The 16,549-nt window shown below is 69.2% G+C and carries 19 protein-coding genes; 8 read left to right on the top strand and 11 right to left on the bottom strand.

Annotation, left to right across the window (positions count from 1 at the left end; translation table 11 throughout):
* Nucleotides 1-57 precede the first annotated feature (57 nt).
* Nucleotides 58-1,374, top strand: coding sequence for a glycosyltransferase family 2 protein (locus tag C8D87_RS37760; RefSeq protein ID WP_112230777.1), 1,317 nt, complete (start codon nt 58-60; stop codon nt 1,372-1,374).
* Here the strand turns inward: C8D87_RS37760 and C8D87_RS37755 are convergent.
* The 5 genes from C8D87_RS37755 to C8D87_RS37735 all read right to left on the bottom strand — a co-directional run bounded on the left by C8D87_RS37755 (nt 1,371) and on the right by C8D87_RS37735 (nt 6,533).
* On the bottom strand, nt 1,371-2,024 hold the full coding sequence (locus tag C8D87_RS37755) for a response regulator (RefSeq protein ID WP_109634542.1): 654 nt from the start codon (nt 2,022-2,024) through the stop codon (nt 1,371-1,373). The two genes, C8D87_RS37760 and C8D87_RS37755, sit on opposite strands and share 4 nt — an antisense overlap.
* Nucleotides 2,015-3,523, bottom strand: a complete 1,509-nt coding sequence (locus C8D87_RS37750; RefSeq protein ID WP_112230775.1) for a GAF domain-containing sensor histidine kinase — start codon at nt 3,521-3,523, stop codon at nt 2,015-2,017. The genes C8D87_RS37755 and C8D87_RS37750 overlap by 10 nt, the downstream gene beginning before the upstream one ends.
* Nucleotides 3,524-3,666: 143 nt before the next feature.
* Nucleotides 3,667-4,275, bottom strand: coding sequence for a hypothetical protein (locus C8D87_RS37745; protein ID WP_112230773.1), 609 nt, complete (start codon nt 4,273-4,275; stop codon nt 3,667-3,669).
* A complete protein-coding gene (gene meaB, locus C8D87_RS37740; protein ID WP_109634550.1) occupies nt 4,272-5,222 on the bottom strand; it encodes a methylmalonyl Co-A mutase-associated GTPase MeaB in 951 nt (316 codons plus the stop codon). Before meaB ends, C8D87_RS37745 begins: the two co-directional genes overlap by 4 nt.
* A 120-nt stretch (nt 5,223-5,342) precedes the next feature.
* Entirely contained in the window at nt 5,343-6,533 is a 1,191-nt protein-coding gene (locus tag C8D87_RS37735; protein ID WP_112230771.1) for an acetyl-CoA C-acetyltransferase, read from the bottom strand.
* Between the two features lie 124 nt (nt 6,534-6,657).
* On the opposite strand from C8D87_RS37735, the gene mce reads away from it, so the two are divergent.
* On the top strand, nt 6,658-7,098 hold the full coding sequence (mce, locus tag C8D87_RS37730; protein WP_109634554.1) for a methylmalonyl-CoA epimerase: 441 nt from the start codon (nt 6,658-6,660) through the stop codon (nt 7,096-7,098).
* Here mce and C8D87_RS37725 read toward each other — a convergent pair.
* Entirely contained in the window at nt 7,067-7,627 is a 561-nt protein-coding gene (locus tag C8D87_RS37725; RefSeq protein ID WP_109635273.1) for a TetR/AcrR family transcriptional regulator, read from the bottom strand. The genes mce and C8D87_RS37725 overlap by 32 nt on opposite strands.
* 65 nt (nt 7,628-7,692) lie before the next feature.
* Entirely contained in the window at nt 7,693-8,052 is a 360-nt protein-coding gene (locus C8D87_RS37720; protein ID WP_233439377.1) for an SPW repeat protein, read from the bottom strand.
* A gap of 162 nt (nt 8,053-8,214) precedes the next feature.
* Here C8D87_RS37720 and ccrA point away from each other — a divergent pair, with 162 nt between their 5' ends.
* Together ccrA and C8D87_RS37710 are read left to right on the top strand one after the other, a co-directional pair.
* On the top strand, nt 8,215-9,528 hold the full coding sequence (gene ccrA, locus C8D87_RS37715) for a crotonyl-CoA carboxylase/reductase (RefSeq protein WP_109634559.1): 1,314 nt from the start codon (nt 8,215-8,217) through the stop codon (nt 9,526-9,528).
* 36 nt (nt 9,529-9,564) lie between these two features.
* Entirely contained in the window at nt 9,565-10,992 is a 1,428-nt protein-coding gene (locus C8D87_RS37710; protein ID WP_112230769.1) for a coiled-coil domain-containing protein, read from the top strand.
* An 88-nt stretch (nt 10,993-11,080) separates the two neighbouring features.
* Here C8D87_RS37710 and C8D87_RS37705 read toward each other — a convergent pair whose 3' ends face one another.
* A complete protein-coding gene (locus C8D87_RS37705; RefSeq protein ID WP_233442488.1) occupies nt 11,081-11,617 on the bottom strand; it encodes a histidine phosphatase family protein in 537 nt (178 codons plus the stop codon).
* Nucleotides 11,618-11,627: 10 nt separating this feature from the next.
* Here C8D87_RS37705 and C8D87_RS37700 point away from each other — a divergent pair, with 10 nt between their 5' ends.
* Both C8D87_RS37700 and C8D87_RS37695 read left to right on the top strand, forming a co-directional pair.
* Nucleotides 11,628-12,173: a GNAT family N-acetyltransferase gene (locus C8D87_RS37700; protein WP_233442480.1), complete on the top strand. Its 546-nt coding sequence runs from the start codon at nt 11,628-11,630 to the stop codon at nt 12,171-12,173.
* A complete protein-coding gene (locus tag C8D87_RS37695) occupies nt 12,173-12,865 on the top strand; it encodes an alpha/beta fold hydrolase (protein ID WP_112230937.1) in 693 nt (230 codons plus the stop codon). Before C8D87_RS37700 ends, C8D87_RS37695 begins: the two co-directional genes overlap by 1 nt.
* Here C8D87_RS37695 and C8D87_RS37690 read toward each other — a convergent pair.
* Complete coding sequence (locus C8D87_RS37690; RefSeq protein ID WP_109635279.1) at nt 12,846-13,139, bottom strand: hypothetical protein; 294 nt, start codon at nt 13,137-13,139, stop codon at nt 12,846-12,848. The two genes, C8D87_RS37695 and C8D87_RS37690, sit on opposite strands and share 20 nt — an antisense overlap.
* A 32-nt stretch (nt 13,140-13,171) precedes the next feature.
* On the opposite strand from C8D87_RS37690, the gene C8D87_RS37685 reads away from it, so the two are divergent.
* A complete protein-coding gene (locus C8D87_RS37685; RefSeq protein WP_112230765.1) occupies nt 13,172-13,375 on the top strand; it encodes an FmdB family zinc ribbon protein in 204 nt (67 codons plus the stop codon).
* A gap of 91 nt (nt 13,376-13,466) precedes the next feature.
* The gene (locus C8D87_RS37680) at nt 13,467-13,643 is read left to right on the top strand and encodes a hypothetical protein (protein WP_215732599.1); all 177 of its coding nucleotides are present in this window, start codon (nt 13,467-13,469) and stop codon (nt 13,641-13,643) included.
* Here the strand turns inward: C8D87_RS37680 and C8D87_RS37675 are convergent.
* Nucleotides 13,640-14,227: a DUF3558 family protein gene (locus C8D87_RS37675; RefSeq protein WP_112230763.1), complete on the bottom strand. Its 588-nt coding sequence runs from the start codon at nt 14,225-14,227 to the stop codon at nt 13,640-13,642. The genes C8D87_RS37680 and C8D87_RS37675 overlap by 4 nt on opposite strands.
* 43 nt (nt 14,228-14,270) lie before the next feature.
* The gene (locus C8D87_RS37670) at nt 14,271-16,046 is read right to left on the bottom strand and encodes a 3-hydroxyacyl-CoA dehydrogenase family protein (RefSeq protein WP_112230761.1); all 1,776 of its coding nucleotides are present in this window, start codon (nt 16,044-16,046) and stop codon (nt 14,271-14,273) included.
* Between the last annotated feature and the right edge of the window lie 503 nt (nt 16,047-16,549).

The raw sequence follows: 16,549 nt of genomic DNA, 5'->3' as shown, positions 1-16,549 counted from the left end.
TCACATCCGGTTGGCTGCGGTTGCCACAACAACCGCTTTTGTAGACAGGTTTGTGTCATGAGCGACACGACGCAATTCGCGACGTTCATGCTCGTCTTGCTCGTGTTTTGGCCCAGTTACAACCTGGTGCTCGCACTGTTCGTCTGGTGGCGTCCGAAACCAGGCGGACCAGAAGTGCCTTCACGGCATCCGCTGCAGTATTGGATCATCATTCCGGCGCTGAACGAGGAACGTGTTGTCGCAAACACCGTTCGTTCCGCACTGGCGCTCGACGGCGCGCGCACGCCGGTCCAGGTCGTCGTCGTGGACGACGGCTCGGACGACGGCACGCCGCACGTGCTCGCCGAGATCGACGACCACCGCCTGCACGTGCTGCGCCGCAACCTGCCCGATGCCCGAAAGGGCAAGGGTGAGGCGCTGAACCACGCGTTCCGGTACGTCCGCGGCATCGCCGAGGAGAACGGCACTGTGCACCGCACGGTCATCGGCGTGATCGACGGCGACGGCCGCGGCGCTCCCGGCATGCTGTCCGAGATCACGTCGTACTTCGGGCGGCGCGACGTGGGCGCCGTGCAGTGCCGCGTCCGCATCCACAACCGCACCAACCTGCTGGCGTTCCTGCAGGACCTGGAGTTCAGCTGCGTCGTGGACGCGTCGCAGTCGCTGCGGGACGTCGTCGGCACGGTGGGGCTCGGCGGCAACGGCCAGTTCGTGCGGCTCGCCACGCTGATGCAGCTCGGCGACGCGCCCTGGTCGGCGTGCCTGGTCGAGGACCTGGAGCTGGGCCTGCGCGTGCACCTCACCGGCCAGCGCATCCGGTACGCCACCCACGCGACGATCACCCAGCAGGGCCTGGTCGACGTCAACCGCCTGCTGCGCCAGCGGACCCGGTGGGGCCAGGGCAACCTGCAGTGCCTCGGGTACGTGCCGAAGCTGCTCAGGGCCAAGCACGTGGGATCCGTAGCGCTGCTGGAGTTCCTGCAGTACCTGCTGACGCCGTGGCTGGTCGCGCCGATGACGCTGCTCATCACCGCGTTGGTGGGCATCAACTTCTACACGCAGTTCAACGGTCACAGCATCGGCGGCATCACCGTGAACGGCGGGAACACCTTGCTGGCACTGGCGATCTGGCTCGTGGCGCTGGTGCTGCCCGGCCTGATCTGGGGCGTGGTGCACCGGCTGAAGCACGGCGACGAGCCGATGTGGCGGTGCCTCGCGGTCGGTCTCGCCTATCCGGCCTTCCTGATCCTGGGCTCGATCTCGACGTTGCGCGCGCTGTACCGGCACGTCGCGGGGCGCAAGTCGTGGGCCAAGACGGAACGGTTGGTGGAGAAGGAATCCCCGGCCTCGAAGCCGGTTCCTCGGGTGGCCTAGAAGGTGCCGGGGTGGGTGCGTCTGCGCCGGGCCGCGTAGACGCCCGCCTCGGTCCGGCGGTCGAAGCCGAGCTTGTGCAGCAGGGAGGACACGTAGTTCTTCACGGTCTTCTCGGCGAGGAAGAGCCGGTTGGCGATCTGCCGGTTCGTCATGCCCTCGGCGATGAGGTCGAGGATCCGGCGTTCCTGCGGGCTCAGCGCGGCGTAGCGCGGATCCTCCTCCGGCCCGCCCCTCAGGCGTTGCAGGACGGTCGCCGTGACACCGGCGTGCAGCAGCGAACCGCCGGACGCGAGCGTGCGGACGGCGGCCACGAGATCGTTGCCGCTGACCTCTTTCAGCATGTACCCGGACGCGCCGGCCATGATCGCGCCGAACAACGCCTCGTCGTCCGAATAGGACGTGAGCATCAGGCACGCCGGCGGCGGCTGCACCAGGCTCCTGATCTCGCGGCACACGGTGACCCCGTCGCCGTCGGGCAGGCGGACGTCGATGATCGCCACGTCGGGTTTGAGCCTCGGTGCCAGCGCGATCGCGGCGGTGGCGCTGTCCGCCTGTCCCACCACGGCTATGTCGTCAGCCTGGGCCAGCAACTGCACCAGCCCGCGCCGCACGATCTCGTGGTCGTCCACCAACAGCACCGCTATCGCCATCTCGCCTCCTGCAGCACCAGCGGGACGAACCACGTGATGCTCACGCCCGTACCGGGGATCGAGTCCACCGCGCAGTCGCCGTGGTGACGCCGCGCCCGAGCCGCCATGTTCGCGAGTCCCCCCGCGTGGTGGGGCATGCCCGGGCAATCGTCAGTCAACGGCAAGCCTCTGCCGTCGTCCTTGACCACGAGCTCCAGCCGGGTCATCGTGCGGTTCACGCTCACAGCGACAGCCACGTGCCGCGCTCTCGCATGGCGCACAACGTTCGTGAGCGCCTCTCGGAGCGTGGCCAGCAGATCGGGGCGTAACTGGTCCGGCACCACCGTGTCCAGCGGCCCTTCCAGCGACACGTCCGGCTCGAAGCCGAGCAGCCGCGCGGACTCGTGCACCGCGTTGAGCAGCTGCCCGCGCAGGCTCGCACCGCCGGACGGTGGTTCCTGCAGGGAGAAGATGGTTCTGCGGATCTCGCGGATCGTCTGGTCGACCTCCTGCACGAACCCGCTGATCCGCTCGGTGAGCTCGGGCCTGCCGCTCGTCCCGGTCAGCCCCTGCAGGCCCAGTCCGAGCCCGAACAGGCGCTGGATGACCAGGTCGTGGAGATCCCGCGCGATCCGGTCGCGTTCCTCCAGCACCGCGAGGCGTTCGGTGTCGCCCTGGGCGCGGGTGAACTCCAGGACGAGTGCGGCCTGGGAGGCGAAGGCCTCGATCAGTTCCGGGTCGTCGAACGTGGGCTCGCCCTTGGGTCTCGCCACGATCAGGACGCCGAGCGTGCGGTCTCCCACCGTCAGCGGCACGACCGCGCACGGCCCCGGCACGCTCGGGACCTTGCCCTCCTCGTGGCACTCGGCCTGACCGGACTCGTAAACGCGGTAGCTGACCGTGCCCTCTCTCGGGACGCGCATGCCTTCGGCGTCGTAGGAGCCGCCGTCGGTGACCTCGATGACCAGGTTGCCGTTGTGGTCCGGCAGCACGACCGCGGCGAAGTTGGCGTCGGCGGTCCTACGGGCTGTTTTCGCGACCAGATAGAGCGCTTCACGGCCGTTCGTGCCCATCAGCAGTTTGGTCGTCACCTCGGCGGCGGCGCGCAGCCACACCTCACGCTTGCGCGTCTGCTCGTAGCGGTTGAGGTGCTCGATGGCCGAGCCCGCCGCCGTGGCCAGGGCGGTGAGGATGTCGCCGTCCCGGTCGGTGAACTCGGGCTTTCCGGCCAGGAAGAGGTTGCCGAAGGTCTCGTCGTGAACCTTGACGGGGGCGCCCAGGAAGTCCGCTACGCCGATCGAGCGCGGGTCACCGGACGTGATGTGGGCCTGACCGTCCGTGCGGGTGAACTCCAGCAGCTCGCGGTGGCCGCCGATCACGGCCAGGGCGCCGTACGGGGCCTCGAGCAGGTCACACGCGGCCTCGACCACGTGTCGCAGCAGCTCGGGAAGGGTGTCGTCGTCGGCGAACGACAGCACGACGTCCAGCACTCGCTGTTCTGTGCTCACGTTGCCGCCCACGGCTTCACCCCTTCGGGGGGAGAGAAGTGACACCGCACGAACGACTGAGAGTAACTCCTCTCAGTAGTCAAAGGGGAGGCCCATCACCGCAAACGGTGAAAACGAGAACTACTCAGAGTAGAGGCCGGACTCATTTGGACGAATCAGTGCAACCCGACGCTGAAGCCCTCGTCGATCACCCCGCGGTAGATCTGCGGCGCGAACGTCCGCAGCCCGTGGTCGATCGGAGCGATGAACCCGGCCGAGTCGCCGAGGGGCAGCCGGTACCCGTTCTGCACCCGGTGGAACTCCCACAGCGGCTCCATCGTCTGGTGTGCCGGCCGGAACCGCTGCGGGTCGCGCGGGTGCAGGTCGACCCGGACCAGAGTGCGCCTGACCAGCGCGTCCGCGAGCTGAAGCGCGCGCTCCTGCGTGCGCGAGATCGAAACGGCGCCGAGCTCCTGCCAGCCGACGGCCCACGGCATGCCCTGCGGGTCGTCGAGGCGGATGCCCTGCTGCTCGATGATCAGTTTGCGGGGCCGCGAGATGGTCTTCCACTTCACCACTGCCATCACGCCGATACCGGTGAAGGCGACGCCGATGATGCCCGCGATGATCCCGCCGACCGGCTCACCGTCCGCGAACGCGCTGACGGCGCCGATCAGGGCGAGGATGCCGAGGCCACCGGCGACCGAGCCGCCGACGAGCACCTTGCGGGTGTCGCTCTTGCCGAGGTCGACGACGACAGGCGGAGGCGGTCCCCAAGCGGTCATTCCCGCAGGTTACCGCTGATCAACTGCTCCGCGGCGGCGAACGGGTCCAGCTCGCCGGACACCACGCGCTTGGCCAGCTGGTCCACCGCGCCGAACCGCGTTCGCACACGTTCGACCGCGATCGCCTCGATCTCGGCGGCCGCGCGACGCAGCCGGCGCTCCTCGAGCTCGCCGTGCGAGGCCATCCACTCCTGGTGCTCTGCGATGGCCTCGACGACGCGGTCCAGGCCTTCCATGCGGGCGGCGACCGTCTTCACGACGGGCGGGCGCCACAACGGCCCTTCCCGGTCACGGCGGCCCAGCGAGATCATGTACTTGAGGTCGCGCGCGGTCTGGTCGGCGCCGTCGCGGTCGGCCTTGTTGACCACGAACACGTCGGCGATCTCCAGGATGCCCGCCTTGGCTGCCTGGATGCCGTCGCCCATGCCTGGCGCGAGCAGCACCAGCGTCGTGTCGGCCAGCGCCACGATCTCGACCTCGGACTGACCGACACCGACCGTCTCGACCAGGATCACGTCGAAGCCCGCCGCGTCGAGCACGCGCAACGCCTGCGGGGTGGCCCAGGACAGCCCGCCGAGGTGCCCGCGCGTGGCCATGGAACGGATGAAGACGCCGGAGTCGGTGGCGTGGTCGCCCATCCGCACGCGGTCGCCCAGCAGAGCACCGCCGGAGAACGGGCTGGACGGGTCGACGGCCACCACCGCGACCCGCTTGCCCTGGTCGCGGAAGGCGCGCACCAGAGCGTTCGTGGAGGTCGACTTGCCGACGCCGGGGGCGCCGGTGATGCCGACGACCCGGGCGTGCCCCGTGTGGGGCGCGAGAGCCGCGGCCACCTCCGGCAGCGCGGAACTCCCCTGCTCCACCAGGGAGATCAGCCTGGCGACCGCGCGCGGTTCGCCGTCACGCGCGCGGTCGACCAGTCCTGCTACGTCAACAGCCTTGGCCACAAGCGAGAACCCTAGTGCGCTGACCACAATCCTCACCGACCGCTTCCGGCACTCAGCGGGGCACCGCGCGGTGCCGACCTGACCGGCGAAATCGGCCGGCGAGGGTTGGTGGTCAACGCACTAGGCCTTCTTGGGCACGCGGATGATCAGAGCGTCGCCCTGACCACCGCCACCGCACAGCGCCGCGGCACCCACGCCGCCGCCACGCCGCTGCAGCTCCAGAGCGAGGTGCAGGGCGATGCGGGCACCGGACATGCCGATCGGGTGGCCGAGCGCGATGGCGCCGCCGTTGACGTTGACCTTGTCCTCGGAGATTCCGAGCTGACGGGTCGACACGAGGCCGACCGCCGCGAACGCCTCGTTGATCTCGACCAGGTCGAGGTCGGCGGGCTCGATGCCCTCCTTGGCGCAGGCGGCCTTGATGGCGTTGGACGGCTGCTCGTGCAGCGAGGCGTCGGGGCCGGCGACGACGCCGTGCGCGCCGATCTCCGCGATCCACTCGAGGCCCAGTTCCTCGGCCTTCGCCTTGCTCATCACGACCACAGCGGCGGCGCCGTCGGAGATCTGCGACGCCGAACCCGCGGTGATGGTGCCGTCCGCGGCGAACGCGGGACGCAGCTTGCCCAGGGTCTCCACCGTGGTGTCACCGCGCACGCCCTCGTCCGTGCTGAACAGGATCGGGTCGCCCTTGCGCTGCGGGATCGCGACCGGCGCGATCTCGGCTGCGAAGACGCCGTTCTCGGCGGCCTTCGCGGCGAGCTGGTGCGAACGCGCGGAGAACGCGTCCTGCTCCTCGCGCGTGACGCCGTAGCGGGCGTTGTACTTCTCGGTCGACGAGCCCATCGCGACCTGGTCGAACGCGCAGAACAGGCCGTCGTGCGCCATGTGGTCCTGCAGCTGCACGTCGCCGTACTTGAACCCGCTGCGCGACTTCGGCAGCAGGTGCGGCGCCTGCGTCATCGACTCCTGGCCACCGGCCACGACGACGTCGAACTCACCCGCGCGGATGAGCTGGTCGGCCAGCGCGATCGCGTCGATGCCCGACAGGCACACCTTGTTGATCGTCAGCGCGGGAACGCTCATCGGAATCCCGGCGGCGGCCGCGGCCTGGCGGGCGGGGATCTGGCCGGCGCCGGCGGTGAGCACCTGACCCATGATCACGTACTGCACCTGCTCGGGAGCCACACCCGCGCGTTCCAGTGCCGCCTTGATCGCGACGCCACCGAGCTGGGCGCCGGAGAAATCCTTGAGCGATCCGAGCAGTCGCCCCATCGGGGTGCGCGCCCCGGCGACGATGACGGAACCGGACACAGCTGCCTCCATGGAAGAGCGAACGGTCGTTAACTGAGCACCATACCCGCGGCTACTGGGCGGTAATTCTGTGAGACCACGCACAGAGGCACCTGCACCGATCAGGTGGTTACCCTCCATGCCCATGAACGCAGAACTCGCTCGATTCGTGACCGCGATCGACCATGTGGGCATCGCGGTGCCCGATCTCGACGTGGCCATCGCGTTCTACCGCGACAACTTCGGCCTCGAAGTGGCCCACGAAGAGGTGAACGAGGAGCAGGGCGTGCGCGAGGCGATGCTGCACGCGCCCGGCGACCACGGCGGCACCGCGATCCAGCTCCTCGCGCCGCTGAACGAGGACTCGACGATCGCCAAGTTCATCGGACGCTCAGGCCCCGGCCTGCAGCAGCTCGCCTACCGGGTGTCCGATGTGGACGTCGCGGCGGACGCACTGCGGGCCAAGGGCCTGCGTCTGCTCTACGACCAGGCCAAGCGCGGCACGTCGAACAGCCGCGTCAACTTCGTGCACCCGAAGGACGCGGGCGGCGTGCTCATCGAGCTGGTCGAGCCAGCAGAGCACTAGCCACGAACGTCAGCTCGTTGTCGATGGGGTCCTCCTCGTCGCTGTGCCGTGCCACCGAATGCCGGTAGCTCACGGCCAGCGCGAGGAGTGCCGCGGCGGCTTCGACGTCCTTCACCGCGACCGCAGCGCCACCCGCGGCGAGGATGACCTGTTTGATCTGCGCCGCGACGTTGTCGTAGCGCGCCTGCATCGCGTCGCGCACGGCCGAATGCGTATCCGCTTCACGCCACAGCAGGTGCGACAGCAGCGGCGAGGCGTTCAAGCGCGCGTCAAGTGCCGCGACGAGCCTGCGCAACGACTCGGCGATGTCCCCGGCCACGACGACTCTGCGGTGGTCGACGGTGCTGTCCGGCAGCCGCGCGACCAGTGCGGCCAGCAGGTCCTTCTTGCGGTTGAAGTAGTAGTGCACCAGGCCTTTGGGCACGCCGGCGCGTTCGGCGATGCGCGAGGTCGGGGTGGCGTCGAAGCCGGAGTCGGCGAACAGCTCCTCGGCCGCGGCCAGGATGCGCTCCTTGGCCGAATCCTCCACGCGGTCCTCCCACACAGCAGGGTGTGGGCCCAAGAACGCTCCTGGGCCCACGGTTTTCCGGTTGATCAGTGCGGTTGCGCCGCAGCCGAGTGTGCTGCGTTCGCGGCGGGCATCGCGAGCGCCCCCGCGGCAACGGTGAGCACGCCACCGACCCAGGAGACCCACGAGGCCTCCATCATGCCGGTGTAGCCCATCACCCACGGCGAGATGAACAGCAGTGCTCCGAGCACCATCTGCACGTACTCCCCGTAGATCATCGCGGGCATGGCGAGATCGACGAGTCCGTCGATCGCGATGAGCGCGCCGAGCACGATCATCGTCCACATGGCCGCGTTCGAGGTTTCGACGACAAGCGGAGACAGCAGCACCAGAACACCGATCGCAACCTCGGCCCAGTCCTGCCACCTGGTCCACGGCTTGGTCATTACCTCCACCTCCTCCTTCTCGGACACCTCCATGCTCCGCTTGGTTGGCCGCCCGGTCAAGAAACTTCAGTGGAATCCCTCACAGGCGTGATTCTGGATCGTTTACTGGTCGGTAACCTCCGGCAACCTGCGACGATCCCTCACTAGGGAAGGAATGCCGCCGTGCAGAAGATCCTTGATGCGATTCTGGCCGACGAGCTGGACGCGATCGGTTCCTTGGACGTTCCGGAGAGCTATCGGGGCGTGACCGTGCACGCGGACGAGGCCGACATGTTCTCGGGCCTCGAGACGAGGGACAAGGACCCTCGCAAGTCGCTGCACGTCGACGAGGTCGCCACGCCGGAGCTCGGCCCCGGTGAGGCGCTGGTCGCCGTCATGGCCTCCGCGATCAACTACAACACCGTCTGGACCTCGATCTTCGAGCCGGTGTCCACGTTCGGCTTCCTGCGCAAGCTGGGCGGCCGCCACGACCTGCCGTACCACGTCGTGGGCTCCGACCTGGCGGGCGTCGTGGTCCGCGTCGGACCCGGCGTCACCGCGTGGAAGCCGGGCGACCGCGTGGTCGCGCACTGCCTCGACGTGCCGCTGGAGGCGCCGGACGGGCACAACGACACGATGCTCGACCCGCAGCAGCGGATCTGGGGCTTCGAGACGAACTTCGGCGGCCTCGCGGACCTCGCGCTGGTGAAGTCCAACCAGCTGATGCCGATGCCGAAGCACCTCACGTGGGAGGAGGCCGCCTCCCCCGGTCTGGTCAACTCCACCGCGTACCGCCAGCTGGTGTCGACCAACGGTGCCAACATGAAGCAGGGCGACACCGTCCTGATCTGGGGTGCGTCCGGCGGTCTGGGTTCGTACGCCACGCAGTTCGCGCTGAACGGTGGCGCGACGCCGATCTGCGTCGTCTCCTCGCCGGAGAAGGCGGAGATCGTCCGGTCGATGGGTGCGGAGCTGATCATCGACAGGTCTGCCGAGGGCTACAAGTTCTGGAAGAACGAGCACGAGCAGGACCCGCGCGAGTGGAAGCGCTTCGGCGCGAAGATCCGCGAGCTGACCGGCGGCGAGGACCCGGACATCGTGTTCGAGCACCCCGGCCGTGAGACGTTCGGCGCCTCGGTCTTCGTCACGCGCAAGGGCGGCAAGATCGTGACGTGTGCGTCGACCTCCGGGTACATGCACCAGTACGACAACCGCTACCTGTGGATGAACCTGAAGTCGATCATCTCCTCGCACTTCGCGAACTACCGCGAGGCGTGGGAGGCGAACCGCTTGATCGCCAAGGGAAAGATCCACCCGACAGTGTCCAAGGTGTACTCATTGGACGAAACGGGCCAGGCCGCGCACGACGTGCACCGCAACGTGCACCAGGGCAAGGTCGGCGTGCTCTGCCTTGCCCCGGAAGAGGGTCTGGGTGTTCTCGATCACGAGATGCGCGCGAAGCACCTCACGGCCATCAACCGATTCCGGGGTGTGTGACCTTCTGGGGTTGCCCGAACGGGTAGCGTGAGGGGCATGGGCCTCGCCGACGACCGTGACCTCGTCCCACTGGGATCCGGCTTCGACATCGTCAAGCGCGGTTATGACCGCGCCCAGGTCGAGGATCATCTCGAACGCCTCGACTCGGACCTGCGGCTGCTCGCCGCGGACCGCGATGCCGCCGTGTCCCAGACGTCCGACCTGGCGCGCCAGCTGGAAGCCGCTCGGCACGAGATCACCGAGCTGCGCAACCAGGTGGAGCGCCTGTCACTGCCGCCGACGACGCTGGAGGGGCTCTCCGAGCGCCTCCAGCGCATGCTGCGGCTGGCCCAGGACGAGGCCAACGAGATCAAGGCCCGCGCCGAAGCGGAGGGCGGGCACATCCGCGCCAAGGCGGAAGCCGACGCGGGTGTGCTCCGCCAGCGCTACGAAAAGCTCATCGCCGAACTGGACGAGCGCCGCGCCGCCATGGAGGCCGAGCACAAGGGTGTGCTGGAGACCGCCCGCGCCGAGGCCGAGAAGATCGTCTCCGAGGCCGAGGCCGCCGCCCGCAAGATCGCCGACGAGTCCGAGGCCCGCCGCGTGACCGTCGAGGAGGACTTCGAGATCGCGATGGCGGCCCGCCGCAGCGAGGCGATGGCCACCCTCGCCCAGCAGGAGGCGACCTCCAAGTCCGAGGCGGACCGCCGCCTGCGCGAGGCCGCGGAGGAAGCCGCCCGAGTCCGCGCGGCGATCGCCGCCGAGCAGACCTCGTCCAAGGCCGAGGCCGAACGCCGCGTCCGCGAGGCCACCGAAGAGGCCAACCGCCGCCGCCACGACTCGATCACCGAGGCCACGGCCCGCATCCAGGAGGCCACCGACGAGGCGAACCGCCGCGTCCGCGAGGCCACCGAGGAAGCCAACCGCCGCACCACCGCCGCCACCCAGCGCGTCGACCAGCTCCGCAACCTCCGCAACCGCCTCTCGCACCAGCTGCACAGCGTGCGGACGGCACTGCAGGACGTCGTGCCGCTGCTCGACCCGGTGGAGGAGGAGAAGGAGTCGGCGGCCGGGCCGGTGGACGGGTCGCAGGTGCCGGCGCAGCAGGCTCCAGGCGCTCCTGGGCAGGCCGCTCCTGCGCAGACCGCGCCAGGCCAGACCGCAGCCGGACAAGCTGCTTCCGCACAGGCCGCTGCGGGACAGACGGCTCCTGGCCAGACCGCGTCCGCACAAGCCGCAGCGGCTCAGGGCGCCCCAGCTCAGGGAGCCCCAGCTCAGGGCGCTCCGGGGCAGGGGGCATCGGCTCAGGGCGCACAGGGCCAAGCCACTCCGGCCAAGCCCGCACAGGCTCAGGCAGCTCCTGGTCAGCCGGCAGCCTCCGCTCCGCAGGCGACGAAGGCCGCATCGGGCAAGCCGGCCGAGTCGCCTCAGGTGGACGGCCCGACCACCAAGATCACCCGCCCGCAGCCGGCCAAGAAGTCCTGACACCGCAAGCTGACGCAGGGGTCCCCCTCTAGGGGGTCCCCTGTTTCAATTGTCCCAGCCGACACCGACAATTTCGGATCCGCGCAGGTCACCACGTGACCTCGTAGATCGCCGGCATCGGCATCGCACGGCTGAACTCCCAGTCCGCGTGCCGCCCCGCCGCGATCAACGCGCGCGACAGGAACGTCCCGTGCGACCCCACCACCACGGTCGCATCCGGGTACGCCGCGGCCATGCGCGCCAACGCCTTCCCCGCTCGCACGGTCAGCTCGTCGAGGCTCTCGCCATCCCCGTACGCCGAACCGGGATGCGCCCAGCTGTGGGCGTAGAGCGTCTCGAAGTCCGCGCTCGGCAGCAGCCCCGACTCCCACTCCCGCAACTCTGGCCACGTCTCGACCGCGAGCCCCAGCGCCGCAGCAGCCGGCGCAACCGTTTGCACCGCGCGCAACTGCGGACTCGACAACACCGCCACCGGCGCGTAACTCACCAGGCGCGGCACCAGGGCCTCGGCGGACGCCAGACCGTCCGGTCTCAAGGGCCGCTCGTCGAAGTCCGGTTCACCGAGCCGTGGTGGGACGGACTGTGCATGGCGCACTAATACGATTCGAGTGGGCACACCACTCATCATGGGGGAAATGATGTTTTTCAGGTCATTGGGCGACGGGGCCGAGTTGAGGCCGTTGGAGCCATGGCAGGCGGAGGAGTTCTTCGCGCACGTGGAGCGCGGGCGGGAGTTCATCGGGCAGCACATCGGGTTCGCGGACGCCGCCAAGGACCTCGACGGTGCGCGGGCCCTCCTGCAGCGCTACGCGGACAAGGCTGCGACCGACACCGGTCGCATCTACGGGATCTGGCTCGACGACAAGCTGGTCGGCGGCGTCCTGTTCCGCGAGATGGACGTGAAGCAGGGCAGGGCGGAGGTCGGGTGCTGGCTGGAACCGGCGGCGACCGGCAAGGGATTGATCACGCGGGCGGCCAGAATCCTCATCGACTGGGCGATTCGCGAGCGGGGCATGCATCGGGTTGAGTGGCTGGTGTCGGCGGCGAACGCGCCCAGCATCGCGGTCGCCCGGCGGCTCGGGCTGACGAAGGACGGCGTGCTGCGCTCGTACCACGAGCACCGCGGGGTTCGGCAGGACCTCGAGGTGTGGTCGGTGCTGGCACCGGAGTGGGAGAGCTGATGGACGATCTGGTGCTGCTGCACGCCTTTCCGCTCGACGCGCGGATGTGGCAGGTGCCGGGCGCGCTGACGCCGGACCTCCGCGGCCACGGCGAACCGGACCTCGGCACGCTCGCGAACCAGGTTCTGGCCGAGCTCGACGAGCGAAAGCTCGACCAGGTCCTGCTCGGTGGTTGTTCGATGGGCGGCTACGTCGCGATGGCGGTGCTCAGGCGCGCGCCGGAACGCGTGAAGGGCCTGGTCTTCGTCGACACGAAGCACACGGCCGACGCTGCGGAGGCGGCCCGGAACCGGCACGCGATGGCCGACAGGGTCGAAGCAGAGGGTGTCGGCGAGTGGCTCGTGGACGCGGTGCTGCCGAACCTGCTCAGCCCGAACGCGCCGGCGGAGGCGCGGGACCGCGTCACCACCATGATCCTCGAGCAACGGCCGGAGGACGTGGCGTGGTGGCAGCGCGCGATGGCGAAGCGGCCGGATTCCGCTGACGTGCTCGGCAAAGCGGAGGTCCCCGCGCTCGTCGTGGCCGGCGAGCTCGACCCGCTCATGTCACCGGAGGTCGTACGGCAACTCGCGGACGTGTTGCCGCACAGCACCTTCGTGGAGATGAAGGGTGTCGCTCACCTGCCGCCGGTGGAGCAGCCGGAGCAGTTCGCGTCGGTGCTGGAAAGCTGGGTCACCAGCGCCGGGTGGTAGGGCCGCGGCGGCCACGCGAGTCCCAGCAGCCCTGGTGCCAGTGCCGTCGTTCCTCCACCGAACCGGTCTCCTCGGCGGGCCAGGCGACGACGTGCGGAGTGCCGGGGCGGATCTCGTGGTCGCATCCCGGACAGCGGTAGGTCTTCTGGGCCTGCGCCCCCGAGATGGCGCGGACCAGCCAGTCGCCGTCCGGGCCCGACTCGGCGCGGGCCCAGCCGACACCCCCGCCGAGGGGCCGGTGTTCTTCGTTCTTCGGCGCATTACGACGAGGCACGACCACACGGTAACCGCTCGTAGAATCAGGTCGTGCCGACCTACGAGTTCCGTTGCCGAACCTGCGAAGACACCTTCGAGCTGCAGCGCCCGATGAGCGAGTCGTCCGCGCCGGCGAGGTGCCCAGAAGGTCACCCCGACACCGTCAAGCTGCTGTCCATGGCCGGGATCGGTGGCACGCAGCAGCAACCGGCCGGTGGCGGCGGAGGCTGCTGTGGCGGGGGCTGCTGCGGCTAGCGCCGGATCCGGAAGAGGTACACCACGCCGACGACGAGCAGCACGGCGGCGAGGGGGACGTGCAGGACCGTGACGTGGAAGCATCCGGGAAATGGCCCCGGATCTGACCATCCTCTTCAGGACCGTCAACGGCCTGCCCGGCCTGGTGGCGACGCAGCGCGGAGTCACGGTGACGGTCGCGGCCTTCGAGGTGGCGGAGGACCGGATCACCCGGATCTGGGCGGTGCGGAACCCGGAGAAGCTGACGCCCTGGCGAACCGGGGACTAGGAGTTCTCGCGGTCGATCAGCACCTCGGCGACCTTGCGCCCCTGGTCGCAGACGGCGCCGAACCTGCCGGACGAGTCGATGATGATGATTCCGAGCCCACCGCCCTCGTAGGGCACGACCAGCACGCACGACGGCTCGACGTCCTGCTCGCCGGAACGGTCGAGGTACGTGAGCTTGCGGCCCTTCACGTCCCAGTCACCGGTGGTGCGTTCGATCGTGATCTGCCGCCCCTCGCGGAACCGCAGCGAGACGCCGACCTCGACGTTGTCGATCTTCGTCGTCCAGCGGCACGACTGGTCGAACGTCGAGTCGTAGTTGATCTGGGTGGGCGGCGTGTCGGCCTTCGCGCCGGGGTACGGCAGGTCCGTCCACTTGAGCTTCGCGCACACGCCCTGCACCTCGCCGTCGATCGGCGCGGGCTCGGCGCTGGGATCTTCGGACGCGCTCGGATCGGTCGAGCTCTCCTGGTCGAACGGGGAGCCCGCGTCGAGCGGGGCCTGCGCGACCGGACTGCCGCCGACCATCGTCCGGGCACAGCCGGATGCGAGCAGGAGGACAGCCAACAGGAGCACCAGTCGCCGCATGGCACCACCATGCCAGACGCGACATGGTGCTCCTGTTAGCGGCTCACGAGTAGTCCCGGAATCCCTTGCCCGTCTTGCGACCGAGGCGGCCCGCCGTCACGAGGTGCTCCAGCAACGGCGCCGGCGCGAAACCGGGCTCGCGGAACTCGTTGAAGAGCGTGCGCTGGATTGCCAGCGACACGTCCAGGCCCACGACGTCAAGCAGCGCGAACGGTCCCATCGGCAGGCCACAGCCGACCTTCATCGCGTTGTCGATGTCGTCGGCCTCCGCGTAGTGGGCCTCCAGCATCTTCACCGCGTCGTTGAGGTACGGGAAGAGCAGCGCGTTGACGATGAAGCCGGCCACGTCACCGCAGTGCACCGGGTGCTTGCCGAGGTCGAGGCAGATCTTGCGGGCCGTCGCCACGACGTCGGCGCCCGTGGAGATCGTCTCGACGATCTCGACCAGCTTCATGACCTGCGCCGGGTTGAAGAAGTGCAGGCCGACGACGTCAGCGGGCCTCGACGTGGCCGCCGCGACCTCGATGACCGGCAGCGAGGACGTGGTCGTCGCGAGCACGGCGCCTGGCTTGCACACCTCGTCGAGCGCCGCGAAGACCTCCTTCTTGATGCCGATCTCCTCGGCCACGGCCTCGACGACGAGGTCGCAGTCGGCCAGCTCGACGAACTCGACGGCGGGCGTGATCCGCGCGAGAACCGCGTCGCGCTCGGCCTCGGCCAGCTTGCCCTTGGAAACCGCGCGGTCCAGCGACTTCCGCACCGCCCCGACCGCCTTCTCGGCCTTCTCCAGGCTGCGCGCCCGGAGCACGACGTCGTAACCGCGCTTCGCGAACACCTCGGCGATGCCGGTCGCCATGGTGCCGGTGCCGATGACACCGACCCGCTGAACGTCACGAGCCTGCGTACCACTGTCCACTTCGGATGGCGTCTGCGCGTCCGCCACGATCACCGGCGAGTCGGGCCCGTCGTAGGTGTAGAAGCCGCGCCCGGACTTCCGTCCCAGCAGCCCAGCGGTGATCATCTGCTTGAGCAGCGGCGCCGGGGCGTGCAGCCGGTTGCGCGACTGGTGGTACATCGTGTCGAGGATTTCGTACGCGGTGTCGAGACCGATGAGATCCAGCAGCGCCAACGGTCCCATCGGGTAGCCGCACCCGTAACGCATGGCGGCGTCGAGGTCCTCACGCGTCGCGTACTTGGACTCCAGCATCTTCACCGCGTGGTTGAGGTACGGGAAGAGCAGCGCGTTCGCGATGAAGCCCGCCCGGTCGCCGATCACGACCGGCGACTTGCCCAGCCGCTCAGTGAACGCGACCACGTCGGTGATGACGTCCGGCTCCGTGACGACCGTGCGCACGACCTCGACCAGCTTCAGCACCTGCGTCGGGTTGAAGAAGTGCAGGCCGACGACCTTGCCGGGCCTCTTCGTGTGCACGCTGATCTCGGTGATCGACAAGCTCGACGTGTTCGAAGCGATGATCGCCTCGGGCGCGAGGATCGCGTCCAGCTCCTGGAAGATCCGCGCCTTCAGCTCGATGCTCTCCGGCACCGCCTCGATCACCAGGTCGCACCCGGCGAGGCTGGTCAGGTCGAGCGACGTCGTGATGCGGTCGTGCAGGGCGGCCTTCTCGGCCGCGCTCAGCTTCTCGCGCTTCACGGCCCGGCTCGTCGAGTGCTCGAGGTGCCCGAGGCCGCGCTCGACACCCGCCGCGTCGACATCGACCACCTTCACCGTGAGCCCGGTGCGCGCGAGTACCTCCACGATGCCCGCGCCCATGGTTCCGAAGCCGACGACTCCGACGGTGTTGATTTCGCGCGCCACTGCAGACCTCCCTGCGGGGTAAAGCGTGGGCTACCAAGGAGTAACTTGCGGGCGACTATGCCACTCCCAGCACAGACGGGCGCCGTGAGCTTCGCCATCAGGATCGAAACAGTTATCGGTCTAGCAAACGCCTAGACCCGCTGTCCTGCCTGGTGAACCCGTGTGGGGCAACGCGAAGTTGAGCCATCCGGGTTCGCTCGGGGTGCGGCGGGCACCGGGGTTCGGGCCCGCGGATGGCGGCGAGTTCTGGAGCGCTGGTGGCGGCAGGCTCAGCGGGCGGGTCGCGGCAGGCTCAGCAGGCGGGTCGCGGCAGGCTCGGGCACACGGGGGCGCGGCGCACTCGGGCCCGCAGGCCGCGACGGACTCCGGACGGCTGCCGCAGCGGACCTCGATCCTCCGGTCACGGCAGGCACGCGGCGCAGGTGCAGCGGGCTCAGGCTCGCGGAGCGGCGGACTCGCGCCTGCTGGCGAGTTCAGCCCGCGGGTGATGACAGGCTCGGGCC

This window comes from Lentzea atacamensis (genome assembly GCF_003269295.1).
Taxonomy (GTDB): Bacteria; Actinomycetota; Actinomycetes; order Mycobacteriales; family Pseudonocardiaceae; genus Lentzea; species Lentzea atacamensis.
Note: the sequence above shows the minus strand (reverse complement) of the source record. Positions and strands in the feature narration are given on the sequence as shown.

Coding starts and splice junctions, on each gene's coding strand:
- mce (WP_109634554.1), top strand. CDS start 6,658: ATGAACGCAGAACTCGCTCGATTCGTGACCGCGATCGACCATGTGGGC.
- C8D87_RS37710 (WP_112230769.1), top strand. CDS start 9,565: ATGGGCCTCGCCGACGACCGTGACCTCGTCCCACTGGGATCCGGCTTC.
- C8D87_RS37700 (WP_233442480.1), top strand. CDS start 11,628: ATGATGTTTTTCAGGTCATTGGGCGACGGGGCCGAGTTGAGGCCGTTG.
- C8D87_RS37675 (WP_112230763.1), bottom strand. CDS start 14,227: ATGCGGCGACTGGTGCTCCTGTTGGCTGTCCTCCTGCTCGCATCCGGC.
- C8D87_RS37745 (WP_112230773.1), bottom strand. CDS start 4,275: ATGACCGCTTGGGGACCGCCTCCGCCTGTCGTCGTCGACCTCGGCAAG.
- C8D87_RS37755 (WP_109634542.1), bottom strand. CDS start 2,024: ATGGCGATAGCGGTGCTGTTGGTGGACGACCACGAGATCGTGCGGCGC.
- C8D87_RS37680 (WP_215732599.1), top strand. CDS start 13,467: ATGGCCCCGGATCTGACCATCCTCTTCAGGACCGTCAACGGCCTGCCC.
- C8D87_RS37695 (WP_112230937.1), top strand. CDS start 12,173: ATGGACGATCTGGTGCTGCTGCACGCCTTTCCGCTCGACGCGCGGATG.
- C8D87_RS37720 (WP_233439377.1), bottom strand. CDS start 8,052: ATGACCAAGCCGTGGACCAGGTGGCAGGACTGGGCCGAGGTTGCGATC.
- C8D87_RS37705 (WP_233442488.1), bottom strand. CDS start 11,617: ATGAGTGGTGTGCCCACTCGAATCGTATTAGTGCGCCATGCACAGTCC.
- C8D87_RS37760 (WP_112230777.1), top strand. CDS start 58: ATGAGCGACACGACGCAATTCGCGACGTTCATGCTCGTCTTGCTCGTG.